Origin of the sequence: Geothrix sp., assembly GCF_049292215.1 — a bacterium.
Classification (GTDB): domain Bacteria; phylum Acidobacteriota; class Holophagae; order Holophagales; family Holophagaceae; genus Geothrix.
In genome coordinates, this window is the sequence record NZ_JBATQW010000053.1 from 1 (window position 1) to 26,748 (window position 26,748).

General features: G+C 67.0%; 21 protein-coding genes and 2 pseudogenes. 11 read left to right on the plus strand and 12 right to left on the minus strand.

All coding sequences use genetic code 11. The features are described from left to right. Positions 1 to 156 precede the first annotated feature (156 nt). Positions 157 to 921: a TrmH family RNA methyltransferase gene (locus WAS25_RS08845; RefSeq protein WP_422311172.1), complete on the minus strand. Its 765-nt coding sequence runs from the start codon at positions 919 to 921 to the stop codon at positions 157 to 159. A gap of 19 nt (positions 922 to 940) precedes the next feature. Continuing rightward, positions 941 to 1,879 (minus strand): patatin-like phospholipase family protein, encoded by a 939-nt coding sequence (locus tag WAS25_RS08850; protein ID WP_422311174.1) that lies wholly within the window; start codon positions 1,877 to 1,879, stop codon positions 941 to 943. Positions 1,880 to 2,033: 154 nt separating this feature from the next. Here WAS25_RS08850 and WAS25_RS08855 point away from each other — a divergent pair, with 154 nt between their 5' ends. The 10 genes from WAS25_RS08855 to WAS25_RS08900 all read left to right on the plus strand — a co-directional run bounded on the left by WAS25_RS08855 (position 2,034) and on the right by WAS25_RS08900 (position 12,511). After that, positions 2,034 to 4,148, plus strand: a complete 2,115-nt coding sequence (locus tag WAS25_RS08855) for an OPT family oligopeptide transporter (RefSeq protein WP_422311176.1) — start codon at positions 2,034 to 2,036, stop codon at positions 4,146 to 4,148. Positions 4,149 to 4,206: 58 nt separating this feature from the next. Further along, the gene (locus WAS25_RS08860; RefSeq protein WP_422311178.1) at positions 4,207 to 4,548 is read left to right on the plus strand and encodes a PqqD family protein; all 342 of its coding nucleotides are present in this window, start codon (positions 4,207 to 4,209) and stop codon (positions 4,546 to 4,548) included. A gap of 55 nt (positions 4,549 to 4,603) precedes the next feature. Beyond that, on the plus strand, positions 4,604 to 4,885 hold the full coding sequence (locus tag WAS25_RS08865) for a hypothetical protein (protein WP_422311180.1): 282 nt from the start codon (positions 4,604 to 4,606) through the stop codon (positions 4,883 to 4,885). Next, complete coding sequence (locus tag WAS25_RS08870) at positions 4,885 to 5,313, plus strand: type II toxin-antitoxin system VapC family toxin (RefSeq protein ID WP_422311182.1); 429 nt, start codon at positions 4,885 to 4,887, stop codon at positions 5,311 to 5,313. Before WAS25_RS08865 ends, WAS25_RS08870 begins: the two co-directional genes overlap by 1 nt. Positions 5,314 to 5,386: 73 nt before the next feature. Next, a complete protein-coding gene (locus WAS25_RS08875; RefSeq protein ID WP_422311184.1) occupies positions 5,387 to 5,704 on the plus strand; it encodes an ATP-dependent Clp protease adaptor ClpS in 318 nt (105 codons plus the stop codon). Continuing rightward, positions 5,697 to 7,952, plus strand: coding sequence for an AAA family ATPase (locus tag WAS25_RS08880; protein WP_422311186.1), 2,256 nt, complete (start codon positions 5,697 to 5,699; stop codon positions 7,950 to 7,952). The genes WAS25_RS08875 and WAS25_RS08880 overlap by 8 nt, the downstream gene beginning before the upstream one ends. Beyond that, entirely contained in the window at positions 7,934 to 8,614 is a 681-nt protein-coding gene (gene aat / locus WAS25_RS08885) for a leucyl/phenylalanyl-tRNA--protein transferase (protein WP_422311188.1), read from the plus strand. Before WAS25_RS08880 ends, aat begins: the two co-directional genes overlap by 19 nt. Before the next feature lie 55 nt (positions 8,615 to 8,669). Then, the gene (gene glgC / locus WAS25_RS08890; RefSeq protein ID WP_422311190.1) at positions 8,670 to 9,935 is read left to right on the plus strand and encodes a glucose-1-phosphate adenylyltransferase; all 1,266 of its coding nucleotides are present in this window, start codon (positions 8,670 to 8,672) and stop codon (positions 9,933 to 9,935) included. A gap of 4 nt (positions 9,936 to 9,939) precedes the next feature. After that, positions 9,940 to 11,373, plus strand: a complete 1,434-nt coding sequence (glgA, locus tag WAS25_RS08895; protein WP_422311192.1) for a glycogen synthase GlgA — start codon at positions 9,940 to 9,942, stop codon at positions 11,371 to 11,373. A gap of 1 nt (position 11,374) precedes the next feature. Then, positions 11,375 to 12,511, plus strand: a complete 1,137-nt coding sequence (locus WAS25_RS08900) for a hypothetical protein (protein WP_422311194.1) — start codon at positions 11,375 to 11,377, stop codon at positions 12,509 to 12,511. Positions 12,512 to 12,523: 12 nt separating this feature from the next. On the opposite strand, the gene WAS25_RS08905 is transcribed toward WAS25_RS08900, so the two are convergent. From WAS25_RS08905 to WAS25_RS08945, 9 genes and pseudogenes are all read right to left on the minus strand, one after another. Further along, positions 12,524 to 13,372, minus strand: coding sequence for an HDOD domain-containing protein (locus WAS25_RS08905; protein ID WP_422311196.1), 849 nt, complete (start codon positions 13,370 to 13,372; stop codon positions 12,524 to 12,526). A gap of 75 nt (positions 13,373 to 13,447) precedes the next feature. After that, positions 13,448 to 14,074 (minus strand): GAF domain-containing protein, encoded by a 627-nt coding sequence (locus tag WAS25_RS08910; RefSeq protein ID WP_422311198.1) that lies wholly within the window; start codon positions 14,072 to 14,074, stop codon positions 13,448 to 13,450. Positions 14,075 to 14,173: 99 nt separating this feature from the next. Beyond that, entirely contained in the window at positions 14,174 to 16,300 is a 2,127-nt protein-coding gene (glgP, locus tag WAS25_RS08915) for an alpha-glucan family phosphorylase (protein WP_422311200.1), read from the minus strand. Between the two features lie 31 nt (positions 16,301 to 16,331). Beyond that, a pseudogene (glgB, locus tag WAS25_RS08920) lies at positions 16,332 to 18,227 on the minus strand (1,4-alpha-glucan branching protein GlgB); the annotation flags it as partial. A gap of 66 nt (positions 18,228 to 18,293) precedes the next feature. Then, complete coding sequence (locus tag WAS25_RS08925; protein WP_422311202.1) at positions 18,294 to 19,031, minus strand: ABC transporter ATP-binding protein; 738 nt, start codon at positions 19,029 to 19,031, stop codon at positions 18,294 to 18,296. After that, entirely contained in the window at positions 19,028 to 19,795 is a 768-nt protein-coding gene (locus tag WAS25_RS08930) for an ABC transporter ATP-binding protein (protein ID WP_422311204.1), read from the minus strand. The genes WAS25_RS08925 and WAS25_RS08930 overlap by 4 nt, the downstream gene beginning before the upstream one ends. Positions 19,796 to 19,797: 2 nt before the next feature. Further along, on the minus strand, positions 19,798 to 20,820 hold the full coding sequence (locus tag WAS25_RS08935; RefSeq protein ID WP_422311206.1) for a branched-chain amino acid ABC transporter permease: 1,023 nt from the start codon (positions 20,818 to 20,820) through the stop codon (positions 19,798 to 19,800). Between the two features lie 6 nt (positions 20,821 to 20,826). Beyond that, a complete protein-coding gene (locus WAS25_RS08940) occupies positions 20,827 to 21,717 on the minus strand; it encodes a branched-chain amino acid ABC transporter permease (protein ID WP_422311208.1) in 891 nt (296 codons plus the stop codon). A gap of 9 nt (positions 21,718 to 21,726) precedes the next feature. Next, positions 21,727 to 22,857 (minus strand): ABC transporter substrate-binding protein, encoded by a 1,131-nt coding sequence (locus WAS25_RS08945; protein WP_422311210.1) that lies wholly within the window; start codon positions 22,855 to 22,857, stop codon positions 21,727 to 21,729. 555 nt (positions 22,858 to 23,412) lie between these two features. On the opposite strand from WAS25_RS08945, the pseudogene WAS25_RS08950 reads away from it, so the two are divergent. Next, positions 23,413 to 24,282 (plus strand): annotated as a pseudogene (locus WAS25_RS08950) (phage tail sheath family protein); the annotation flags it as partial. 17 nt (positions 24,283 to 24,299) lie between these two features. On the opposite strand, the gene WAS25_RS08955 reads toward WAS25_RS08950, so the two are convergent. After that, the coding region (locus WAS25_RS08955) for an amylo-alpha-1,6-glucosidase (protein WP_422311212.1) at positions 24,300 to 26,748 on the minus strand (2,449 nt) is incomplete at its 5' end.

The following is a 26,748-nucleotide window of genomic DNA, read 5'->3' on the forward strand; positions in this document are numbered from 1 at the left end:
GCCGGCCTTTGAACAGTCCATCCAGCAGCAGCAGCGGAAACAGCAGGGCCATGACGGGTTCCAGCCAGCCGCCCAGGGCACCGGGAAAGCGGAAGGCCAGCACGAAGAGCACGGCCAGGACCAGGGAGCTGAAGGAACTGAGGAGCCAGCCTGTTCTCAAACCGGATACCTCCGCGCCGTCTCGAAGCAGGCGATGCCCGCGGCCACGGCCGCGTTCAGGCTCTCCACGCCCTGGATGGGGATGGCCAGGCGCTGGATGCCTTCGGGTAGGTCCACGCCCTGCCAGCCATGTCCCTCGTTGCCCACCAGGAGGCGCAGGGGCTCTGACAAGTCGGCATCGGCCATGGGGGTGGCGCCAAGGCCACCGTCCAGGGCGAACCAGCGACCTGGGTCCAGGGCCAGCGCCTCGACCCGGCGCAGGGGCAGGAGGAAGGCGGCGCCCATGCTGCCCCTCAGGGCCTTGGGGTGGAAGGGGTCGGCGCAGCCGGGACCCAGGAGCGCCTCCTGGAAGCCGAAGGCGGCGGCGCTGCGCAGGATGGCGCCGAGATTGCCGGGGTCCTGGATGCCCCAGGCACCGATGACCCGCGAGGCCAGCGGCGCAGTGGGCTCAGGGCCGAGTTCCACCAGCAGAGCATGCTCCGGCGGGCTGCCCGCATCAGCCAGCTCACGCATCAGGGCCTCGCCGAGCACCAAGGTCTCCACCCCCAGGACCGCCTCCAATGGATGGGGACCGGTCTGCTCCAGGCGCAGCCAGAGGGCAGGTTGCAGGCGCTTTCCGGCCGTGGTGTGTCGGGCCTCGGCCCAGGCCTCGATGAGCTTATCTCCTAGCAGCAAGGTGACCTCGCGCCGCAAGCCGCCCTTCTTCAGGCGCTGCTGCAGCGCCTGGAAGCGCGGGTTGGCCTTGCTGGTCAGGAGGGGCACGGGACAGCCTCTGCGGGGTTCAGGGGAGAGGAGCCGCGGGGCGGGAGTTGGCCGCGACCCAGGCGTCGATGACCTTGAGGATAGTTGGCATGGCCTGCTTCGTGGCATCGATGCCCGCCTGCATGCAGCGTTTTTTCTGCGTGAAGTCGAGCATCCCCACGTCGCCGATGCCAGCGGGCGTGATGAGGACGTCGGCGGCCTTCTTGGACTGCTCCACGTTGAGGGCGAACATGATGTTCGTGGCCTGCAGGCTGACGCCCAGCAGATTGGTGATGTTCGGATTGCCGAGGTTGCTGCTGATGTCCACGGCGATCACGAGGTCTGCGCCCTTGGCCTTGGCCACCGAGATGGGGATGTTGTCCACCACACCGCCATCCACCAGGATCTTGCCCTGGTGTTGGACCGGCTGGAACACGCCCGGAATGGCCGCGCTCGCGCGGATGGCGCGGGCCACGGAGCCCTTGTCTAGCACCACCTTGTAGCCCCAGTTGAGGTCGGCGGCCACGGCGGCGAAGGGGATCTTCATCTGTTCGATGTTGGTGGTCTTGATGTGCCCCTTCACCCAGGCCTCGAGCTTGTCTCCCTTCGCGAACCCCATGCCGGTCACGGCGTTCAGCACCCCGAAATCGAAGATGTCCTCCTTCTCCAACTGGAAGGCGGTCCATTCCAGGTCGAAGCTGTTGACGTCGGAGGCGTAGATCGCTCCGATGAGGCTGCCGACGCTGGTGCCGATCACCATGTCGATGGGGATCTTCTCCTGCTCCAGCGCCCGGATGACCCCCACATGGGCGAAGCCGCGCGCCGCGCCGCCCCCCAGCACAAGGGCGATCTTCGGTTTCGGAGGAGGCCCCTGGGGCACCTGGATGACGGGTCTCGGGGGAATGACAACCGGGGTCGTGGTCTGACAGGCAAATAACAGGGCCACTCCTGCCACGGCCAGGACCTTTACCAAACGCATGGGGGTTCCTCCAGAGATTCAGGTGCGGACGCTCACAGGTGGAATCCAGCCCGGGGGTGGCGCGGGGGCGGTGCTGTCCGGGCCGGATTCGGTATTAGACTATCCGCTACATTCGGCCTTGTTCTTATCCCGCCGTGCCTTTTCAGGAGCACCGATGCAACCTTTTGTCCCCTCCGACCAGAACCTGAGGGAGTTCTCCCTACGGGCGGTGCTCATCGGCCTCGTCATGGCCGTGGTGCTCGGCTCCGCCAATGCCTATCTCGGGTTGAAGGCGGGCATGACCATCGCCGCCACCTACCCGGCTGCGGTCATCGGCATGGCCCTCATCAAGCTCATGAGGGGCACCATCCTGGAAGAGAACATGGCCCGAACCGTGGGTAGCATTGGCGAGTCCGTGGCCGCCGGCGCCATCTTCACCATCCCCGCCTTCGTGATCAGCGGCATCTGGCCCCGCTTCTTCACGGCCGGCAACTACGTCACCAGCTCGTTGATCATGTTCGCCGGCGGTGTGCTTGGCATCATGTTTGTCGCGCTTCTGCGCCGCGTCATGGTCGAGGACGCCGAGCTGCCCTACCCCGAGAGCGTGGCCGCCGCCGAGATCCACAAGGCGGGTGCCCGTGGCGGCAGCGGCACCAAGTTCCTGTTCGGCGCCATGGGCCTCGGCGCCTCGATCCAGGCCCTCGTGCAGCTGTCGCTGTTCGCCAGCGCCTGGGAGAAGTTCGTTCACTTCAAGACCTCGGCCATCAACTTGGCCGGTGCCTGGAAGGCCAAGGTCGCGGGCGGCATGCTGCTCAGCTCGCCCGGCATCAGTCCCGCCTACATGGGTGTGGGCTACATCATTGGTCCCAAGCTCGGCGCCCTGAACTTCTCCGGCGGCATCATCGCCTGGGGTCTCCTGGTCCCGATCATCACCTACTTCCTGGCCCCTGGCGTGTTGCCTGAAGCTGCCCCGGAAGGCGACTGGATCGCCCTCTCTTACTCGGTGTGGAAGTTCATCGTCCGTCCCATCGCCATCGGCGGCATGCTCGTGGGCGCCGGGTTCACCCTCTTCAAGATGCGCAAGAGCCTGGCCACGGGCCTCACCCGCTCCGTCTCCGACGTGAGGAAGGCCGCTTCCGGCGATCACGTGGTGGACCGTGTCAACAAGGATCTGCCCTTCACCTATGTCCTCGGCGGCATCGGCTTCGCCGCCGCTGTCACCTTCCTCGTCACTTGGCAGATCTTCCACGTGGGCGCCCTCGTCTCCTTCGTGGCCGCCCTGGTGATGGTCATCCTCGGCTTCTTCTTCGCTGCCATCAGCGGCTACCTCGTCGGCATCATGGGCTCGAGCAACAACCCGATCTCGGGCCTGACCCTCACCGCCCTCGTCCTGACCGCCCTGGTCATGGTCATCCTTGGCGTCAAGGGCCAGGAAGGTGTGGCTGCTGTGCTCGGCGTCGCCGCCATCGTGTGTGTGAGTGCGGCCGTCGCGGGCGAAATGCTGCAGGACCTCAAGGCCGGCCACATCCTGGGCGGCACCCCGTGGCGCATGGAGATGGGCGACCTGCTCGGCGTGGCCCTGGCCTCCGTCGTGCTGTTCATCCCCCTCATGGTGCTGCACGAGGGCGACATCACCGCCCAGGGCACGAAGCGCATTGCTGAGCTGACCGCCCAGCAGGTGCAGGTCGTCACTGCCCCCGATGGCAAGACCTACACGCTGGATCAGGTGAAGCAGCTGCCCGCCGACCAGAAGAAGGCCGTCCTCTCCCTGGATGCCGGCTTCGGCTCCAAGCAGCTGGCCGCCCCCCAAGCGGGCCTCATGGCCCTGTTGAGTCGCGGCATCGTGGAAGGCAAGATGGCCTGGCCGCTGATCATCGTCGGCATGATGATGGGCTTCGCGTTCATCCTCATGCAGGTGAAGAGCCCCATGCTGGTCTCGGTGGGCATGTATCTGCCACTGGAGACGACCTTCGCCATCTTCCTCGGCGGACTTATCAAGGGCACCGTGGAGATGTTCGCCGCCAAGCGGGGCCTGAACGAGGCCCAGAAGGTGCGTGTCGAGAACAACGGCGTGCTGTTGGCCGCCGGCCTGATCGCCGGTGAGGCCCTGGTGGGCCTGCTCTTCGCATCGTTTGCCTTCTTCGAGGTGAAGTACAAGATCTTCGCCAACCCCGGCATGTTCTGGATCAGCCTGCTGATCCTGGCGGGCATCGCGGTCTACCTCGTCCGAGTGCCCCTGGCCAACGCCGGCGAAGCCGACGAGCCCGCGCCCCCCAGCGCCAATTTCTAGGTTGGGTTGAACCGAAACGGGGCGCGGGCAACCGCGCCCCGTTCTTATCAGGTGGACCATGAACGCATTTCCGGACGACGCCTTTCTGGCCGCAGTGCCCATTCAGGACCTTGCCTGGGAGTCCGGCGAGGGCGGCACCGTGGTCCTGATCCGCCCCAAGATCCTGTCCAGGCGCTGGCTATGGCTGCTCCGCATGATGAAGAAGCCCAACTACCGAGTGAAACTGGATGCCCGAGGAACCGCCGTCTGGCAGGCCTGCGATGGGGTCCGCACGGTGGGCCAGGTGGCTGAGCTCGTCGGCCGGGCCTTTCCCGAGGAAGCCGATACAACCACCCGGACCGCCCTGTTCATCCGGGAGCTGGCGAAGGGGGGATTTCTAAGACTTTGCTCGCCTCACTAAGGCGTTTGAGCTTGTTTGGTGTATACGTTGAGTATATACTAACTACGGAGGGCCCATGCGTGCACCCAAATCGGAACTCCTGGAACTGACCGTTTTCAAATCAGGCAACTCGGCTGCATTGCGTCTTCCCAAGGCCCTCGGCTTCGAACCGGGCGAGCGTGTCGTGGCCTACCAGGATGGTGAGGCTCTGGTTCTGAAGCATGCCGACGCCATGGGTTGGCCGATCGGCTACTTCGATAGCTGGGACATTTCTACGATCGAGCTCCCTGAGCGATCCCCTGCGGGGAGCCAGGAATCCAGGAGGGACCGGCTGTTTGGCGAAAAGGGAAGCCTCTGATGAAGCGCTTCCTCTTGGACTCCAATGTTTGTATCGCCTGTCTTCGCCGCAAGCCATGGGCACTCAAGGCTCTTGCGGGTGTTTCCCGAGCCTCGGTCGCGGTCTCACCGCTCACGGTTGGAGAACTGGTTATCGGTGCCCATCTCTCTGAGGATCCAAATCGTGAGTTGAGCAAGGTTGAGGAATTTTTACGGCCCATCCAAGTCCTGCCCTTTGGTCGAGAGGAGGCCTACCAGTGGGCGGCCCTTGATGCGCAGCTGCGCAGGCTGGGGAACCGCATCGAGACCGAAGACGCCATGATTGCTGCGACCGCCTTAGCCCATGAAATGATCTTGGTCACTGGGAACACGAAGCACTTTAACCGCGTCAAAGGATTGAAGGTCGTGGACTGGGAACACCATCCGCCAAAGGGGGGATCAGGTTCCTGATCCCCATTGAGAGTGAAGTGACAATGTTTCTGTTCCAATCGACCGCTATCCTGATCCCGTGGAGGCACGACCCATGGCCAGGCAGGTGAAGGAAGACGGCCAGGTCCTCACCCGCAAACGCGCAAAGCTGCGGGAGCCGGGGATGTGGAAGGTCCTGCTCCACAACGATGACTACACCACCCAGGAATTCGTGGTCTGGTTGCTGAAGACAGTCTTCCGGAAGCCGGAAGCAGAGGCCACGGTGATCATGCTGGCGGTGCACAAGGCCGGTGTGGGCGTGGCCGGCATCTACACCCGTGATGTCGCCGAGACCCGGGCCGAGCGGGGGCGCCAGCTGGCGGAGCGGGACGGTTTTCCCCTCCTGCTCACGGTGGAGGAGCACGATGCCTGACTCACCGCAGATCACCCCCGAGCTGAACCAGGGCTTTCAGCGGGCCTTCGAGCTGGCCAAGGCCCGGCGCCACGAGGATGTGGCCCTGGAACACCTGCTTCTGGCCCTGCTCGACGATGCCCATGCCGCCAGGGCCCTGAAGGGCTGCGGCGTGAACCTGGACAGCCTGCGGGCTGACCTGGAAGCCATCCTGGACAAGTCCTTCGAGACGGTCCCGGAAGGTGAGGCCTTCCAGCCCCACAGCACGCTCGGCTTCGTCCGGGTGGTGGAGCGGGCCCTCATCCACGCCTTCAGTTCGGGGCGCAAGGATCTGCGCGGGGGCGAGCTGCTGCCGCCCTTCCTCGAGGAGGAAGCCAGCCATGCCCGCCAGGTGCTGGAGCACCACGGCGTGAAGCGACTCACCCTGCTGAAGGCGTTGAGCCACGGCCCCACGGCCGGGAAAGGCGTACCCAAGGCTCCGGCGAAGAAGCAGGACGCTGGAGAGGGGGAAGAGGCCACGGTGGCCGAGAACCCCCTGGAGGCCTACGCCATGGATTTAGTGGCCCGGGCGGCGGCCGGGCGGCTGGATCCCCTGGTGGGCCGGGACGCCGAGATCACCCGCATGGCCCAAGTGCTTTGCCGACGTCGCAAGAACAACCCCCTGCTGGTGGGCGATCCCGGCGTTGGCAAGACCGCCATTGTGGAGGGCCTGGCCCGGCGCATCCATGAAGGCTCAGTGCCCGACCCGCTCAAGTCCGCCCGGATCTACGCCCTGGACCTGGGGGCCCTGCTGGCGGGCAGCCGCTACCGGGGCGACTTCGAGGAACGCCTTAAGGCGGTGTTGAAGGCTCTCGGCGAGCAGCCGGGCGCCATCCTCTTCGTAGATGAGATGCACACCCTGGTGGGGGCGGGCGCCACCAGCGGCGGTGCCATGGATGCGGCCAACCTGCTGAAGCCTGCGCTGGCCTCCGGCGAGCTGCGCTGCATCGGCGCCACCACCTTCCAGGACCTGAAGGGCTCCCTCGACCGGGACCGGGCCCTCTCCCGGCGCTTTCAGGTGGTGGAGGTGAGCGAGCCCTCCACCGAGGACGCGCTTGCCGTCTTGCAGGGACTGAAGTCCGCCTACGAGAAGCACCACGGCGTGGCCTACTCGCCGGAGGGACTGGAAGCCGCCGTACGGCTGGCCGCCAAGCACCTGCCGGACCGCAAGCTGCCGGACAGCGCCTTGGACGTGGTGGACGAGGCGGGCGCCGCCCAGAAGCTGCTGCCGAAGAAGGAGCGCGTGAAGAAGGTCGGCCCCGCGGAGATCGAGGCCGTCATCGCCCGCATGGCGCGGGTGCCGGTGGCATCCGTCAGCGCGGATGACCGCGAAGCCCTGGCTCACCTGGAGACCGCGCTCCAGGCACAGATCTTCGGCCAGGACCCCGCCTGCGAGGCCGTGGCCAGTGCCATCAAGCTGGCCCGCTCGGGCCTGCGCGATCCCCTGAAGCCCATGGGCTGCTTCCTCTTCGCGGGGCCTACTGGGGTGGGCAAGACCGAACTCTCCAAGCAGCTGGCCAAGGCCCTCGGCATCGCCTTCCTGCGCTTCGACATGAGCGAATACCAGGAGAAGCACGCCGTCGCCCGGCTCATCGGCGCGCCGCCCGGCTATGTGGGCTATGAGGAGGGCGGCCTGCTCACGGACGCCGTCCGCAAGCAGCCCCATGCCGTGCTCCTGCTCGACGAGTTGGAGAAGGCCCATCCCGACCTCTTTGGCGTGCTCCTGCAGGTCATGGACCACGCCTCCCTTACGGACAGCCATGGTCGCAGCGCGGACTTCCGGCATACCGTCATCGTCATGACCACCAATGTGGGCGCCCGGGAGCTGTCGGCCCGGCAGGTGGGTTTCGCGGACGCCGGCGGTCGGCGCTCGGCCACCGGCACCATTGAGAAGGCCTTCAGCCCGGAGTTCCGCAACCGCCTGGACGCCATCCTCCAGTTCGCCCCCCTGGGCCGAAAGGAAATGGAGCGTGTGGCCGACAAGCACCTGCGCGAGCTGGAGACCCAGCTGGCCGAGAAGGCCGTCACCCTCACCTGCACGCCCAAGGCCCGGGCCTGGTTGGCGGAGAAGGGCTACGACCCCGCCTTCGGGGCCCGACCCATGGCCCGCCTCATCGAGAAGGAGTTGCGCCGCCCCCTGGCGGAGGCGCTGCTCTTCGGGCCCCTGGCCAAGGGCGGCAGGGCCAAGGTGGACCTCAAGGGCGACCGGCTGTGCCTGTCTTTCGGCTGACCGAGAAGCTGGTCTTCCCGGACCCGGAGCTGGCCGAGGATGGCCTCCTGGCCATCGGCGGGGACCTTTGTGTGGAGCGGCTCCTGCTGGCCTACCGCAAAGGCATCTTCCCCTGGTTCGGTGAGGGGGATCCCCTCCTTTGGTGGTCGCCGCCCGAGCGCGCCGTGCTTCGGCCGGGCCACCTCCACCTGTCGGAACGAACCCGCCGCAGTCTGCGCCAGCGACCGTTCGAGATCCGCTTCGATACGGCCTTCGAAGAGGTCCTGGCCCATTGTTCCCAAGTGCCCCGCCCAGGCCAGGATGGCACCTGGATCACGGCGGAGATGCGTTCGGCCTACCTGGACCTGCACCGGGCGGGGTACGCGCACAGCGTTGAGGCCTGGAGGGACGGCGAGCTGCGGGGTGGGCTCTACGGGGTCTCTCTTGGCGGGGCTTTTTTCGGGGAGAGCATGTTCAGCCTTGAGGCCGAAGCCAGCCGGGCCGCCCTGGCAGCCCTCGAAATACGGCTTGCGGCCTGGGGCTTCACCCTGCTGGACGGCCAACTTCCCCATGAGGGTCTGGTCGGCTACGGCTTCCAGAGGGTGCCGAGGCCGCTCTTCCTGCTGGAGCTCGCCCTGGCGCTCAAAGCGGGGGACCGCAAGGGGGACTGGTCAGTTCAGTAGGGAGTTCCAGCCGGGGCGTGGCTATCATTCCCACAGGCCACCACCGAGGACTCCCATGCAGACGATCTCGGAATCGCGACTTTCCCCACGGCACACCATTGCGCTGGTGATGGCCGGAGGGCGTGGCAAGCGCCTGATGGACCTCACGGACCACTACTCCAAGCCGGGCCTCGATTTCGGCGGCAAGTACCGCATCATCGACTTCACCCTGTCGAACTGCGTGAACTCGGGCTTCCGGCGGATCATGGTGCTCACGCAGTACAACTCGCACAAGCTGCTCGAGCACCTCCAGTTCGGCTGGACCTTTCTGCCCGGCAAGCTGAACGAGTACGTCCACGTGCTGCCCGCCCAGCAGAGCTTCGACAAGAACGCCTGGTACAGCGGCACGGCGGATGCGGTGTACCAGAATCTGGGCAACATCCAGTCGGCCAACCCGAAGAACGTGCTGATCCTCGCCGGCGACCACATCTACCGCATGGACTACAAGGTGTTCCTGCGGGACCACCTCGAGAACCAGGCGGACATGACCATCGCCTGCCTGGAGGTGCCCCGGGACGCCGCGCGTGGCTTCGGAATCGCCCACGTGGATGAGCAGGACCGCATCGTGTCCTTCGTGGAGAAGCCGGAGGATCCCCCGGCGATCCCGGGCAAGCCCGACAAGGCCTTCGCCTCCATGGGCATCTACCTTTTCCGGGCGGAGTTCCTGTACGAGCAGCTGCTCCTGGACGCGGCAGATCCCAACTCGGGCCATGACTTCGGCAAGGACATCATCCCCAGGATCGTGGGCGAGGCCCGGGTCTTCGCCCATCGCTTCGAGAGCAGCTGCATCCCGAATGCCGGACACCCGGAGCCCTACTGGCGGGACGTGGGCAGCGTGGATTCCTATTGGGAGGCCAACATGGACCTCACCAACGTGCTGCCGGCGCTAAACCTCTATGACGAGGCCTGGCCCATCACCACCCACCAGGAGCAGCTGCCGCCTGCGAAGTTCGTCCACGCGGGAGAGATGCGCAATGGTGTGGCGCTCTCCAGCCTCGTGTCGGGCGCCTGTGTAATCTCCGGCGCCCACGTGCACCACTCCCTGCTATCCAGTCGGGTATTCGTCCACTCCCACGCCCGGCTGGACGGCGCCATGATCCTGCCCAACTGCGACATCGGCCGCCATGCCCGGCTGCGCCGCTGCATCGTCGCCCGGGACTGCCGGATCCCGGAAGGACTGGTCGTGGGCGAGGATCCGGAAGAGGACAGCCGGCGCTTCTACCGCACGGATGCAGGCGTTACGCTGATCTCCCAGCGGATGCTGGATCAGCTGGAGCGCTAGCCTTTTGAAAATTCTGTTTGTTGCCTCTGAGCTGTTCCCCTACGTCAAGACCGGCGGCTTGGGTGATGTCATGGCTGCCCTGCCCAGGGCCATGCGCGCCCTGGGTGCCGAGGTCCGCCTCCTTCTCCCCGCCTACCCGGCCGTCCTGGAGGCGGTCGAGCTGCAGGGAGAGGTCACCGTCCTGCCGGACCTCATGGGGGGAGGACCCGCCCGCCTCCTGCGGGCCGAAGCTCCGGGCCTGCCCCTCTACCTGCTGGACCAGCCCGCCTACTTCGAGCGGCCCGGCGGCCCCTATGGACAGCCAGAGGATCTGGCTCAGCGGTTCGCCGCCCTGGCCTGGGCCGCAGCGCACCTGGGCCGCGTGGGCGACGTTGCCGGCTGGCGACCGGAGGTGCTCCATGGGCACGACTGGCACACGGGCCTGATGCCCGCCTATGTGGCCTACGGCGAGGGCCCCCGACCTGCGACGGTGATGACCATCCACAACATCGCCTTCCAGGGACGCTTCTCCACGAAGCTGCTGAGCGATCTCTGGCTGCCCCGCCATGCCCTTACGCCCGAGGGCGTCGAGTTCCACGGCGACATCGGCTTCCTCAAGGCGGGTCTTCGCCTCGCGGACCGCATCACCACGGTGAGCCCCACCTATGCCCGCGAGATCCAGGTGGCCGGAGGCCATGGCCTGGAGGGCCTGCTGGCGCACCGGAGCCGGGACCTGCGCGGCATCCTCAACGGTGTGGACAGCACCGTATGGAACCCGGCCAGGGACTCCCATCTCGTCAGTCGTTACGATCTGAAGCACCCTGGCCGCCGAACGCCGAACCGGTCGGACTTCCAGCGCCGGATGGGCCTGCAGGAGGATCCGGACGCGCCCCTCTTCGCGGCCATCAGTCGCCTGGACCCGCTCAAGGGACTCGACCTCGTCCTGGACAACGTGGACCATCTCGTCCGCCAGGGCGGGCAACTGGCGGTCCTGGGAACCGGGGATCCCCATGCCGAGGGCGCCTTCCGCCAGGCGGCCCAGCGCCACCCGGGCCGGGTCGCTGTCTTCATTGGCTACGACGAGATCCTGGCCCACCGGGCCTTCGCGGCGGCGGATGTGATCCTGGTGCCGTCTCGCCAGGAACCCTGCGGGCTCACCCAGCTCTATGCCCAAGCCTACGGTGCCCTGCCTCTGGTCCGCCGGACGGGTGGACTGGCCGACACCGTGGTGGGGGCCACGCCAGAGACCCTGGCCGCCGACACCGCCACCGGCTTCCAGTTCGACTGGGCCACGGGCCTAGCCCTGGGTGAGGCGATCAACGATGCCCTGGCGCTGTTCCGAGATCCCGCCGCCTGGCGTCAGGTGCAGCGGCGTGGGATGGCCACGGAATTCGGCTGGGAAGGCCCGGCCCGCGCCTACCTCGAGCTCTATGCAACCATTCCACCCAAGGGGGACTGAGATGGACATCCACGCGCACTGGCAGAGCATCGCCGCCCATCCCATGGGCGGCTGGCGGCACGTGGCCGAGCCGACACTGCCTGGGCTGGATCCAACCAAACGCCTTCTCTGGTGCGGCATTGGCGGATCCTTGCTGCCCTCCGAAACCCTCATCCGGGCCTTCGGGGATGAGCGGGCCATCCGGAACTGGGTGCCCCTGGCCTCACCGGAACCCACCCCGGACTTCCGAATCCAGCCGGGGGACCAGCTGGTCCTGGCCTCCAAGAGCGGGAAGACCCTGGAACTCTGGACCTGGATCTCCCGGCTGCGGGCCCTGCCGGGCCATGGGGACCTGGCCGCGCCCATCCTCATCACTCAGGACGACGCCAACCCACTCGCCACCTGGGGGCGGGCCAACGGCTGCCGCATCCTGCCGATTCCCGTCGATGTGGGCGGGCGCTTCTCGGCCTTCACGCCCATCGGGACCCTGCCCCTGGCCTGGATGGGCCGGGACGCCGCCGCCTTCCTGCAAGGCGGGCGTGAGGTCGTTGCCGAGCTTGAGGCTGACCACGGCCCCTGGCGCGACCGCGTGGCCGCCACGGTGGATCTCCTACTGGACGCCCACCGGAAGGGCATCACCGAGTGGGTGCTGATGCCCTATGCCATGCGCCTCGACAACCTCTCGGCCTGGTGGGTGCAGCTGGTGGCCGAGTCCCTGGGCAAGGTGGCGAAGGATGGCACCCGCAAGGGCTACACGCCCATCCGCGCCGTGGGGCCAGTGGACCAGCACAGCCAGCTGCAGCGCTGGATGGCCGGGCCCCGGAACCTCGGGGTGATCGTGATGACCCTGGATGGGACGCCGGTCCCCGAGAAGCTGGACCCCCCACCGGGTTCCCCCTATCCGGGCCTGGCTGGGTTGCAGGGTGCCGAGATCCTGCGGGCCCAGGCCGAAGGCACCATGGGGGCCCTGGAAGCCGCTGGCGTGCCGGTGCTGCGCTGGCCCATGCCGGCCCTGTCCGAGCACGAAGTGGGCGCCTTCATGATGGCCTGGCAGGCGATCATCGGCATCCTGGGCATGGCGCTGGACCTCGATCCCTTCGACCAGCCCGAGGTGGAAGACGGTAAGAAGCGCACCTTCAAGCGCCTCGGCCTGGCCTGAGGCCGAACCAGATCAGAGATCGGTGATCAGGCCCTTGTCCCGCTCGAGGGCCTCCAGGGCCAAGGTCCGGTGCTCCTGGTAGGTCGTGTCGTTCAGCTGCAGGATGTCCATGGCCTCCCAGGTGGCCCCGGCCAGGGCATCTGGCATGCCGATGCCCACCTGTAGATCGAATGCCATCTGGTTTCCCAGGGCCACAAGAGCAACAAGGCGCTGGTGTTCCACCGCAGCCTGGAGAGGATCGTGGTGCCAGCGGGCGACGACCTCGATACCTTCCGAAAGGTTCCAGGACGCGAGCAGGGCCTCGCCCACCATGGCGTGGTCGAACCCGAAGGTGTCCAGCTCCATGCTGAGTCCGTCCCCACCATCCTCCTGGAGGTTTCGGAGCACCGTGCCATAGCTCTCGGGGAATTTCAGGAACATGACGCTTTTTCCGATGTCGTGCATCAGGCCGGCCAGGAAGACCTCCTCGGCGATCGGGAACCGCATGGCCTTGCTGAACGCGCTGCCGGTGAGGGCCGTGACCAGGGCATGCTCCCAGAGGATGCGCTCCTGCAGGCCCGCGGGACCACGCGTGAAGAGGTTCTTGACGCTGGAAGCCAGCACCACGCTGCGGGTGGTGGAGAAGCCCAGGGTGAGGATGGCCTGGGTCAGCGTGCTGACCTCCCGCATCCGGCCGAACATGGCGGAGTTGGCCACCTTGAGGATCTGTGAGGTGAGGGCTTGGTCCGTGCGGATCAGGTTCTGGAGCTGTTCGGTCGACGTGTCGGAATCCGCGGTGATCCGGATGACTCGGGTGGCCACCTGGGGCAGGGGCGGCAGCTCCCCCAGATTCTGGATGACTTCGTGTGGAGTCAGGGGCATGGCGGTGTCCGGGCTAGGGCCTCCTGCCCACCTCATCTTCACCCAGCGGTCTGGACATGAATTCGGTAGAGCCGATCAGGCCATGGTCAGCTGGAACAGGTGCGCAGCGCTGGCAGCCAAGTGCTCCATCAGGTCGATGCTCTGGGTCGTGAGTCGGCCCGGCCGTGGGTCGTTGCACTGGATCAGGCCGTAAGTCACATCGTCCCGGCGGATGGGGAAGAGCCCGACGGTTTCGTATCCATCATCACAGCAGCGGTTACGGGTCGACCCCAGGCAGCCCGCCTCAGGCGAGGCCAGCAGTTCGGTTGTGGAAGCGGTGATGAAACTGCCCCGGTCCGTAGAAAAGCGCTGGGTGCGCTCAAGCTGACAGGACAGCACCTTGCCGCAAAGGCAGGCCAGGAGCGGTTTGCGCTGGGAGTCCCTCTGGAGATGCCCGGCCTCGTCTGCGGCGCAAAGATCGCTCTCCAGGGAGATGAAGCCGGCCTTGAACCCCAGGTGGGCGGCGTAGGGGTAGCCCGGCCCTGACTTGAGCCGGACGGCCACGGCCTCGCAACCCGACAGGTGCTGGGCAAGGACCACCAGCTGGCGGGCGAGTTCCTTGGGTTCGGCCAGCGTGTTGGCCATCTGGAGCAGGTCGAGAAAGGCCCTGCGCTCCAGGTCCAGGCGCTTGGCATTGGATGGTGCATGGGCCGATCCGGCCATGGCCGCCGCTCCTTGGCACCCGTATCGGCTGGCCCGACCCTGGCGATAAGGAACGGCGATCATTCCCATGGAAAGATTCGACTGCTGCCTGGCTCGAGCCTAGGCGGGTGGCATCTGGCAGCTGCTGCCGACGGCGGCGGGCAGGTAGAGATGCTGGACATAGTCCTGCAGCATCCGGTCGGCGTTGAAGCGCCAGGCCAGGGTGCGGATCGACTGCTTCTGGCGCTCCACCCAGCAGCGGGGCACGCCGGCGGCATTGCGGTTCCCGTAGTAGAGGGGGACGACCTCCTCCTCCAGGAGCCGGAAGAGGTCCTCGGCGTCGCGCTCGTCCTGGATCGCCTGGTTGGCGTGGATCTCGCCGGTGCCGATGGCGAAGCCGTTCTCGCCGTCATAGGCCTCGGCCCACCAGCCATCCCGGACCGAGATGTGGAGGCCGCCATTGAGGACCACCTTCATGCCGCTGGTGCCGCAGGCTTCCAGCGGGCGCTGGGGATTGTTCAGCCAGGCATCGATGCCCTGGTAGATCATGCGGCCCACGTGGATGTTGTAGTTCTCGATGAAGAGGATGCGGTGGCGGAAGCGGGGGTCTTCCAGGAGCTTCGCGACCTTCTGGATGAGCCCCTTGCCGGTGTTGTCCGCCGGGTGCGCCCGCCCGGAGAAGATGAGGTTCACGGGCCGGTCGGGATCGTTCACCAGGCGGTCCAGGCGGTCCAGGTCCGTGAAGAGCAGGTCCGGCCGCTTGTAGGGCACGAAGCGGCGGGCGAAACCGATGGTGAGCGCGTCTGGATCCAGCGGCACTGGCTCGATCTCGGGCAGGCCGAGCCGGGCCCGCGTCTTGGCGTGCCGCTCCCGGACGAAGCGCATGGTGCGGGCCTTTAGCACCTGCTTGGTCTCCCAGATCTCGGCCGAGGACACGCCCATGATCTTCGCCCAGGTGTCAGGGCGGGTGAGGGCGCTCTGGTAGCCCACCCCCAGGTGGGACTCGTAGAGGTGGTTCATCTCCGTGGCAAGCCAGGTGGGCAGGTGGACGCCGTTGGTGACGTGGCCGATGGGGACGGCGTCTTCCCGCAGGCCCGGGTAGAGGTGGTTCCACATCTTGCGGGAGACCACGCCGTGCAGGGCGGAGACGCCGTTGGCGCGCCGCGACAGCTTGAGGGCCAGCACCGTCGGCAGGAACGGGGAGCCATGGTCGTGGGGATTCACTCGGCCTAGGCCCAGGACCTCCACCAGGGGCAGCTTCAGCCCTTCGGCCAGGGTGCGCAGGTGCTCGGCGGCCAGGTCCGCGGGGAAGCGGTCATGCCCTGCATCCACGGGCGTGTGGGTGGTGAACACGGTGGCCGAGGCGACTTCCTGCAGGGCCAAGTGGGGATCCATGCCGTCCGCCTGGATGCGGTGCCGGGCCCGCTCCAGCAGGGCGAAGGCGGAGTGCCCCTCGTTGAGATGGAAGACGCTGGCCGTGATGCCGAGGGCGCGCAGGGCCCGGGCGCCGCCCACGCCCAGCAGCAGCTCCTGTTCGATGCGCATGCGCTGGTCGCCGCCGTAGAGTCGGGCGGCCAGCGCCACGTCCTGGGGGTCATTCTGCTTGACCCGGGTATCCAGCAAGATGAGGCGGATGCGTCCGACCAGTACCTCCAGCACGGCGGCATGGACGATGCGCCCCGGCAGCTCGACGGCTACCAGGATGGGTTCGCCATGGCGGTCCTTGGCGTGGACCAGGGGCAGGTCGGCGATGTCGAAGGGTTCCACCACGTCCTGCTGCCAGTAGTCGCTGTTGAGCACCTGGCTGGTGTAGCCCTCGTGGTACAGCAGGCCGACACCGACCAGGGGGATGCCTAGGTCGGAGGCCGATTTCAGGTGGTCGCCGGCCAGGATGCCGAGGCCCCCGGAGTAGATGGGCAGGGATTCGTGGATGCCGAACTCCATACAGAAGTAGGCGATGGGCCGGGACCGCATGGCTCCCGTGTGGGTGAGCCCCCAGGTGGTGGCCGGCGTGAGGTACTCGTGCAGCTGCCGGAGGGCGCGGTCCACCCGGGCCGGGACATCCACATCAGATGCCCTCCGCTCCAGCTTTTCTGGCGCGATGAGCTTGAGGAATGACATCGGGTTCCGGTGGGCCTTGTGGTACAGGTCCAGGTCAAGGTCGCGGAAGATCGTCCGCACTTCGGGTTTCCAGGTCCACCAGAGGTTCTGGGTGAGCTTGTGCAGCTTCGGGAGGAGCTTGTCCATGACGGGTCCTAAAAAAATCGAGGGGGCGAAGCTAGGCTTCGGGCTTCAGGAATAGCGCCGCCAGGGGCGGAAGAATGAGGTTCAGGGATTGGGGGAAGCCATGGGCGGGGATGGGTTCGGTCCGGATCCGCCCGGTGTTGCCCTCGTTACGTCCACCGTAGAAGGTGGAGTCCGTATTCAGCAGTTCGGCATAGACTCCGGCCGCAGGTACGCCGATGCGGTAGCCATGCTGGGGCAGGGCCGTGAAATTGAAGGCGATGGCCACGAAATCGGAGGGATCCGCGGCCCGGCGCAGGAGTGTGAGCACGCTGTTGAAGCGGTCCCCGCAGTCGATCCACGAAAATCCGCCCGACTGGCAGTCCCCTTCGTGGAGTGCGGCGTGCTGGCGGTAGAGGCCGTTCAGGTCCCTGATGAGGTCGTGGATGCCCTTGTGGGCCGGCTGGTCGAGCAGGCCCCAGTCCAGGGCCGTGTCGTGGTTCCACTCGCGCCCCTGGGCAAACTCGCCGCCCATGAAGAGCAGCTTCTTGCCGCCGTGGGCGAACAGCCAGGCATAGAGCAGGCGCAGGTTCGCCATGCGCTCCCAGGCATCGCCGGGCATCCGGCCGTAGAGGCTGCGCTTGCCGTGCACGACCTCATCGTGGGAGAGGGGCAGCACGTAGTTCTCGGCGTCGTGGTAGAGCATGGAAAAGGTGATGTCGTTGTGGTGGTGGGGGCGGGCCATCATGCCCTCGCCCAGGTAGCGCAGGGTGTCGTGCATCCAGCCCATGTCCCACTTGAAGCCGAAGCCGAGGCCACCCTTGTCCGTGGGCCGCGACACGCCGGGCCAGGCGGTTGACTCCTCGGCCACGGTGAAGGTGTCCGGGAACTGGCCGTAGACCGTCTCGTTGAGGCGGCGCAGGAAAGCCACGGCCTCGAGGTTCTCCCGGCCGCCGTGGCGGTTGGGGATCCACTGGCCCGGCTCGCGGCTGTAGTCCAGGTAGAGCATGGAGGCCACCGCGTCCACCCGCAGGCCGTCGATGTGGAACTGGTCCAGCCAGAACAGCGCGTTGGAGATGAGGTAGTTCTGCACCTCCACGCGGCCGTAGTTGTAGATGAGGGTGCCCCAGTCCATGTGGCGGCCCTGGCGGGGGTCCGCGTGCTCGTAGAGGTGCGTGCCATCGAAGCTGGCCAGGCCGTGGGCGTCTTCGGGGAAGTGGGCAGGCACCCAGTCGAGGATGACCCCTAGGCCCGCCTGGTGCATCGCATCGACAAAGGCCTTGAAGTCCTCGGGCCCGCCGAAGCGGCTGGTGGGTGCGAACATGCCCAGGGGCTGGTAGCCCCAGGAGGGATCGAAGGGATGCTCGGTCACGGGCAGCAGCTGGACATGGGTGAAGCCCAGCCAGCTGGCGTAGGGCGCCAGGTCCGCGGCGATCTCCTGGTAGCTCATGAAGCTGCCGTCCGGTCGCCGCCGCCAGGAGCCCAGATGGAGTTCATAGATGCTGATGGGTTTGGCGTGGGGCCTGGTGTTGCGGCGAGCCTCCATCCAGGCGGCGTCACCCCATGCATGGGTCGGGAGGCCCTGGACGATGGAAGCCGTGCCCGGTGCTCGCTCGCAGCGGAAGGCATAAGGGTCGGCCTTCAGGGGCAGCAGCTTGCCGGTGGGGCCATGGAGCTCAAACTTGTAGAGCATCCCCGGGACCAAGCCCGGCACAAAGGTCTCCCAGAAGCCGTTGGGGCCGGCCTGTGCCATGGGGTGGGCCCGGCCGTCCCAGCCGTTGAAGTCCCCGACCACGCTGACGCTGCGTGCATTGGGGGCCCAGACCGCAAAGCTGACGCCCGCATTCCCATCCACGGTGCGGGGATGGGCGCCCAGCTTCTCGTAGGCCCGCAGATGGGTGCCCTCGCCGAGCAAGTGAAGATCAAGATCGCCTAAGGTCGAGGCGAGACGGGGCAGTTCCATGGACCATTCTAGGCCCTGGGCGATCAGCCATGGGGACGGAATCGTGGACAGTCTCTAGCTGGGGCTTGGACCTGCCGCCTTCTGCACGCCCAAGTAGGCCTCCCGCACCCGGGGATCCTGGGCCAGCATGGCGGCGGGCCCCTCCAACACCATGCGGCCGTTCTCCAGCACGTAGCCCCGGTGGGCGATCTTCAGAGCCATGTGGGCGTTCTGCTCCACCAGCAGCAGCGTCATGCCCTGGGCATTGATCTCCTGCAGCGCCCGGAACACCTCCTTGACCAGCAGGGGCGAGAGGCCCATGGAGGGCTCGTCCAGCAGCATGAGGCGGCAGTCGGTCATCAGGGCCCGTCCCATGGCCAGCATCTGCTGCTCGCCGCCCGACAGCGTCCCGCCCAGCTGGGCACGGCGCTCCGCCAACCGCGGAAACAGGCGGAACACCTTCTCGTACGAGGCCGCGAGGCGCCCCTTGTCATGCTGCGTCCAGGCCGCCAGGGCCAGGTTCTCCTGGACCGTCAGGTTGGGGAAGATGCCCCGGCCCTCGGGCACATGCGCGATGCCCATAGCCACCAGCTTGTGGGGTGGGATGGGCTTCACGCTCTGGTCCCGGTAGAAGATGTCGCCGCCCTTGACGGGGATCATCCGGGAGATGGCCCGCAGGGCCGTGGATTTGCCGGCCCCGTTGGCGCCCAGCAGGGAAACGATCTCCCCCTCCTGGATGACCAGGTCGATGCCGTGCAGGGCCTGGATGGCGCCGTAGGCCACGGAGAGGTTCTCCACGCGCAGTGTGCTCATGCCGGCGCCTCCGCCTCGCCCAGGTAGGCCTCGATGACCAGCGGGTTGTTGGTGACGTCCTGGGGCGAGCCAGCGGCGATGGTCTGACCGAAATCCAGCACCTGAATGTGGCTGCAGAGCTCAAGGACCACGGGCATCTGGTGCTCGATGAGGAGGATGGCCAGGGGGAAGTCCCGGTGGACCTGACGGATGAGCTGGATGAGTTCCTCCACCTCCTTCGGATTCATGCCCGCGGCGGGCTCGTCCAGCAGCAGCACCTTCGGGCCCGTGGCCAGGGCCCGAGCGATCTCCAGCCGCCGCTGCTCCCCGTAGGGCAGGCTGCCGGCCAGCTCCTGCTGGCGATCCGCCAGGCCGAAGCGGGCCAGGTGGTCGCGGCTCTCGGCCACCAGCTTCGCCTCCTGACGCCGAAACGCCCCAGTCCGCAGCACGGCTTCCCAGAGTGAATAGCCGGCGCGGCCATGGAGGGCCATGGTGATGTTGTCCAGCACGGTCATGTGGGCGAAGAGCCGGATGTTCTGGAAAGTTCGGGCGATGCCAGCCCGGGCGATGGCATCCGGGGCAAGTCTCGTGATCTCCTTGGCCTCCAGCAGTACCCGGCCACCATCCGGCTGGTAGATCCCGGTGATCAGATTGAAGACCGTGGTCTTGCCGGCGCCGTTGGGTCCGATGATGCCCTGGATGTCGTGGTCGCCCAGGTCAAGGTTCAGGCCGGAGACGGCGGTGAGGCCGCCGAACGCTTTGGTCAGGCCCTCGATGCGCAGCATTCTCAGGCCTCCCGCTTGGGGCGCAGCCAGGACCACTCGCGGTTGCCCAGGAGCCCGAACTGCCGGGTCAGCATGATGACGATGAGGATCAGCGGGCTGATGAGCATCCGCCACTCGGCGAACTGGGGCGCGAAGGTGCTCAACAGATTCCGGACCAGCTCCATCAGCAGGGTGTAGGCCACCACGCCCAGGATGGAGCCTGAGAGGCTGGCCATGCCCCCCAGATAGAGCATGACGAGGATCTCGGTGGTCTTGATGTAGTCGAAGCTGCGGGGCGTGATGAACTGCTGGTACTGGGCCCAGAGGCCGCCCGCCAGCCCGGCGAAGGCTGCGGCGATGGTGAATGCCTGGTTCTTGGCGCGGTTGAGGTTCACTCCCATCAGCTCGGCAGCGATGGCATTCTCGCGAATGGAGATCCAGACGCGACCGAAGGTGGACTGCACCAGGTTGCGGAGGATGGCCACGGTCAGCACCGTGCAGAGGATCACGGCCAGGAACGTGGTGTTCTTGGGGATGCCCGTGAAGCCCCGGGGGCCGCCCACGAAGTCGATGTTCTGGATGGCGTTGACGATGATCATGTTGAAGCCGAGGGTGATGATCGCCAGGTAGTCACCCACGGTCTTGAATGTCACCAGACCGATGAGGTAGCCCACCAGGGCCGCCGCGAGCATGGCTCCGGCCAGGGTCACGCCCAGGATGAAGACGGTGCCAAGGACCGGCGGCAGGGCTGCAGAAGCGGGCAGCACCTTGGCCGCCAGGATGGCGGCGGCATAGGCGCCGACGGCCATGAAGCCGGCGTGGCCCAGGGCGAACTCACCCAGGTAGCCGTTCAGCAGGTTCAGGCTGGCCACCAGGATGATGTTCATGCCGATGATGGTCAGCAGGTGCAGGTAGTAGGGATTGAGGATGGCCGGGAAGAGGCCTGCGTCCGTCAGCAGCTGCAGCGGGATGGCGAGGGCCAGGACCGCGCCGCAGACCATCCAGAAGCGCAGCCGGCTTGGCTTGGGAGGGGGCTGAGGGCTCATCGGGCGCTAGACCTTCTTCAGGATGGGCTTGCCCATGATGCCGCTGGGCCAGATCAGGAGGAGCAGGATCAACAGGCCGAAGGCGATGCCGTTCTTCATGTTGGAGGATAGGTAGGCCACGGTGAGGACCTCCACCCCGGCCAGCAGGAAGGAGCCCAGTACCGCGCCCTCGATGGAGCCGATGCCGCCGATGACTGCGGCGATGAAGGCCTTCCAGCCCAGGTCGATGCCCATGTAGGGATCGATGGAGTAGGCCTGGCCGTAGAAGATGCCCCCGGCCGCGGCCAGGGCCGAGCCGATGGCGAAGGTGGCCGCGATGATGAGGTTGAGGTTCACGCCCATCAGGGGCACCACGTCCTTGTTGTCCGCCACAGCACGCATGGCGGTTCCCACCAGGGTCTTGTTGATGACGAGCCAGAGGACGGCCATGAGGGCCAGGGAGATCAGGATGATCAGCAGCTTGTCCCAGGTGACGAAGGCCCCGAGATTTTCCTGCAGCCAGAGCACCGGCGAGGTCGGAAGCCGGGCCGGGAGCTGGCGGGTCTCGGGACCGACGGTCAGGCGGACCAGATTCTCCAGGAAGATGCCCACGCCCAGGGTCGTGATGACCACGGACATCCGCTGGGCATGGCGCAGGCGGCGGTAGGCCACCCGCTCGATGGCGACCCCGGCCATGGCCGTCAGCAGCATGGCCAGGGGCATCATGAGGTAGAAGGGCATCCACCCGAAGTGAGTGGTGAGCAGAAGCCCGATGAAGCCGCCCAGCATGAAGATGTCGCCGTGGGCGAAGTTGATGAGCCGGATGATCCCGTACACCATGCTGTAGCCCAGGGCGATGAGGGCGTACACCGCCCCAAGCTGGGCGGCGTTGAACAGCTGCTGGATGACGGTGTCCAAGGGGCAGGCTTAGGGGTTGACGGCGCTGTCGAAGACGAACTTGCCGTTCTCGACCTTGATGACCACGGCCCCCTTCACGGGATCGCCTGAGCCGGAGTAGGTAACGGACCCCGTGACACCCTGGAAGCCCTTGGTCACCGCCAAGGCGTCACGGATCGCCTTGGAGTCAGCCTTGCCTGCGCTGGCCATGGCCTTGAAGAGCAGCTGGGCGCAGTCGTAAGTGAGGGCGGCGGCGGCGTCCGGCACGATCTTGTAGCGGGTCTGGTAGGTCGAGATGAAGGTCTTGGCGATGGGGTTGTCGATGTCGGGCGAGTAGTGGTTGGAGAAGTAGGCCCCGTCCATGACCGCGCCACCGAGCTTCACCAGCTCCGGGTTGTCCCAGCCGTCGCCGCCCAGCATGACCGCCGTGATGCCCAGCTTCCGGGCCTGCTGTATCTGCAGCGGCACTTCATTGAAGTAGTTCGGCAGGAAGATCACGTCGGGCTTGCCGCCCTTGATCTTGGTGAACTGGGCCGAAAAGTCTGTGTCCTTGGTGTTGTAGGTCTCGAAGCCCACGATCTTGCCGCCCATCTTCGTGAACTCGTCCCGGAAGACCTCGGCGATGCCCTTGTTGTAGTCGCTGGCCACGTCGTAGACCACCGCCGCGGTCTTGGCCTTCAGCTTCTCGGTGGCGAACTGCGCCACCACGCGACCCTGGAAGGGATCGATGAAGCAGGCCCGGAAGATGAACTTCCGCCCCTTGGTCACGTTGGGGTTGGTGGACCAGGGCGAGATCTGCGGAATGCCCGAGGCTTCGGCGATGGGTGCACCCGCGTTGGAGCACTTGCTGGTCTGGGAGCCGATGATGGCCAGCACCTTGTCCTGGTTGATGAGCTTCTGGAAGACCGTGGCCGTGGATTCCGGCTTGTTCTCGTCATCCTCGATGATGAACTTCACCTTCACCAGCTTGTCGCCGATTTTGATCCCGCCGCCGGCGTTGATCTCATCCTGGGCGATGGCGATGGCGTTCTTGGTGGACTGGCCGATGGCGGAGATATCGCCGGTCATGGGGGCCGACACGCCGATCTTCAGTTCCTGGGCGGTGGGTTTGCAGCCGACTAGGACCAGCATGGGCAGCAAGGCGAGGCATCGGAGGTTCATGAGTGTCCTCGTGAAAAGGTGGACCAGGGGCCCGTGGCGGGATGAATGGCGGGGGGTGTTCTCCGGGAAGCAAGGCCAAGGATAGCGGGAGTCCGCTTGGCTGGCGTCCCCTGTGTGAACACCTGCCGCCCCTGGCGGGCAGGCAGCCGGGTGATTGATGCTGTTTTCTGTAACAATCCCTGCAGCCCGCGGATCGTTTCAGATCGGGGTAGTCCCAGGAGGTCGGTCATGCCCGAATACCTCTCCCCCGGCGTCTTCATCGAGGAAACCAGCTTCCGGGCCCAGTCCATCGAGGGCATCAGCACCGGCACGACCGCCTTCGTGGGACCGACCCGCAAGGGGCCATGCGGTAAGCGCCCGGCGCTACTCACCAGCTGGGCGGATTTTGAGCGCATCTACGGCACCTGTGCCGACCTGCTACTCGCCACTCCGCCGGAGCTCAAACGCAACCATGTGGCCCTTGCCGTCCGCTACTACTTCGAGAATGGTGGCAGGCGGCTCTACGTGGCCCGAACCCGCCCCAACCGGACGCGAACACCCCCCACCCCGGCGGACTATGCGGCCGCCCTGGCCACCCTCCAACCCCTGGAGGACCTGTCCACCCTGGCCGCTCCTGGCTGCACGGTCCGCTGGGCCATCGACCAGGCCGCCTGCCAGGACATCCAGGCGCAGCTGCTGGCCTTTGCCCAGGAGCCCGGCACCTTCCGCTTCGCCGTCCTGGATCCGCCGCCGGGTCTGTCCCCGGGCGAGGTGCGGACCTTCCGGGGCGGCCTCGATTCCAGCCATGCCGCCCTCTACTACCCCTGGGTGACGGTCGCCAATCCCCTGGCAAGGGGCTCATCCCGCCAGCCCCCGACTGTGGCGGTGCCCCCCTCCGGATTCCTCTGCGGCATCTATGCCGGGTCGGACCTGCAGCAGGGCGTGTTCAAGGCCCCGGCCAATGTGCCTCTGCTGGGCGCCCTGGGGCCGGAGGTGGCCCTTTCCAAGGAGCAACAGGATCTCCTCAATCCCGAGGGCATCAACTGTCTGCGCGCCTTCGAAGGGCGTGGCTTTCTGGTGTGGGGGGCACGCACCCTCGCCAGCGATCCCCAATGGAAGTATCTGAACGTGCGCCGCTACTTCAACTACCTGGAAGGCTCCATCGCTCGCAGCACCCAGTGGGCCGTGTTCGAACCCAATGACGAGGCGCTGTGGGTCAACCTGCGCCGCATCATCGATGCTTTCCTCTACAACGAATGGAGGAATGGCGCCCTGATGGGAGCCAAACCAGACGAGGCTTACTTCGTGCGCTGCGATCGCAGCACCATGACCCAGAGCGACCTCGACAACGGCCGGCTGGTCTGCCTGATCGGCGTGGCACCCCTGAAGCCCGCGGAGTTCGTCATCTTCCGCATCGGCCAGTGGACGGCGGACAGGTCCGCCTGAGGTCCAGACGTCACAGTTCAGCTCAACTGCTTCCAGACTCTGAGCGCCTCACTGACACTCCAGGCCTGGGCATCGCAGCCGCGAGGGGTGTGGGGGGCGTCGCCATCGAGGATTTCGGGCAGCTGTCCGAGGCAGCCAGTGTCCAGCAGCGGAGCGATGGAACCCAGCCAGGCGAGGGCTGTCGCCCGGGCAGCGGGGTCGCCATCCCAGGCCAGGTCCAGGGCCTCGCAGAGCATGGGCAGCTGCCACGCCCAAGCCGTGCCGTTGTGGTAGGCGGGCTTGCGGCGTGTGTCCTCATCCCCTTCGTAGCGGCCCTGGTAGGGCTGCGAGGGATCGTTCAGGGTGCCGCCCCAGGGCGCTGGAATGGGCAGCGGCACGGAAACCGGCAGGGGAGCCAGGCTCCGCAGGCCACCGGGCACTAGCAGGTGGCGGGCGCAGGCAGCCACACAGCGCCGGGCCCGGTCGCCCTCGACCAGCCTCAGGGACACCAGGAGCAGCTGGTTGGGGCGCAGGTGATCCGCAGGCAGGGCCGCCAGGGCAGGGACACCCTCCGCCGCCAGGAGCACATCCGCGAACCAGCCCCGGTCTTCCAGCCAGAAGGCCCCAAGGGAGCCTTCGGCCCTGGCCAGGGTGACCGACCATGGCTCGCCGTCGCTGGGTGCGCAGAGCCGATCCAGCAGGCGCAACAGGCGGATCCACAGGGCCTGGATCTCCACGGGGTAGCCCTCCCGCGGGCTGCCCATGGGATAGCGGGTATCCATCCAGGTATAGTGCGCGGGACTCCAGAGCAGGCCCGACGCTGGATCCATCCGGACCCCGTTTCTGGCCCTCACGCGCATGTGCTCACCCAGGGACGTGAGGACCTCGAGGATGGTCCGGCCACCGGCCTCGGCCTGGAAGAAGGCAGGGCCGAGGCGCTCGGCCGCCTCCTCGCAGGCCACCGCCAGCCAGAGGGGGGCGTCCGACGTGTCCCGGTCTGCGGTGTGATCGGCGCCCAGCATGTTGGGCAGGGTCCCGCCGTCCTCTAGGGCCGCGAAGGTGCGCAGGATGAGGGCCGTGTCCTCGGCTTGGCCTGCGGCCAGGAGGCCCCGGCAGGCGATGAGGGTGTCCCGGCCCCAGTCCAGGAACCAGGGGTAGCCCGCAATGACGGTGAGGCCGCTGGCCCGGCGGGCCACGAAGGTCTGGAGGGCCTGGCGCAGGCGCCCCGGGACATCGAGAAGCTTCGGGCGCGCTTCATGGGCCGACGGGGGTGGGGCGGTGGCATCGGCATGGACTACCATCCGCACCGCTGAGCCCGGGGGAAGGGTCAGGTCGAACCAGCCGGGGCTCCAGGCGTCGCCCGAGTCCGTGAGGCCCCGAGAGCCTTCGACAGGGTGGGGGATGCCCCGGCAGGCCTCGGGCTGCGGGTGGTAGATCCCGGTGTCGACCCACGCCTCCAGGTGGCGGTCCGGGGCCGGCTCGAAGCGGAAGCCGACCCGGTCTGGCAGGGCTTTCGTATGCGTCAGGAAGTGGTTCTCGGCGGCCGCATCGAGGCGGGTCTCGCCGTGGAAAGAGCGGTCCTCCAGGTCCAGTCGGAGGGTGACGCGCACCGAGTGGCCGAGCGGCAGGTCCGTGTCCACCCCGGCGTTGGCGGGGCGGGACCAGCGCAACACCACGGCGTTGTGATCCAGCGGCATTTCCGCTTCGAGACAGAGCTCCACCCGCCGGCCGTCCCCGGCGCTGGCCCGGAAGAGCCAGCGCGCCGAGGCCCCGGCCTCGAAGCTCACGAGGTTGTGGCCATCCAGCGGCGTGATGAAGCCGTCCGCGTTCACCCAGGCGCGCAACCGCTTGGCCAGCACGTGGCGCTCCGAGGGGGCCGAAGGGTGCAGGTTCGCCCCCAGCAGGCAGTCGTACTTGGAGGCGATGGCGCCGAGGTCCGCGTGCAGCCGGGCCATGCCGCCGCGGCCATTGGTCAGCAGGGCCAGGCCCTCGCGGACGGGGCGTGCTGGGGTCGGCACTTCCGGCAGAAACAGCAGGTCGGCCTGGAGGCTTTCCGGGGCGGCGACGTGGCGGCGCAGAGCGAGCGTGGCCGCGCCCTTGCGAAGGGAGCTGGGTGGGATCGCCGCGACGAAACCCTCCTGCACGGGCACGCTTCGCAGGTGCAGATCCGGAGCGCCTTCCGCCTGGAGCGTGGCGTCGAAGGCGACTGGAGACTGCAGCAGCAGCCAGTGCTGCGGCGCTACCAGGCACACGCGCCGCGCGTCCTCGGCCCGCCAGACCGTCACTCGGGGGAAGGAGGCCCGGTTGGCGAGGGTGGCGTCGAGGGCCGTCAGCAGATCCTTCCGGAGATGGTTCACATCCAGATGGGGCAGGGCGCCGAGGAAGGCTGCCGGATCTACCGAGACACGCTCGGCCAGGCCGCGCCAGGAGCCTGGGCCAAGGGCCTCGGCCGGGTGGACCGCCGCCAGGGCCTGGAGGCCCCAGGCC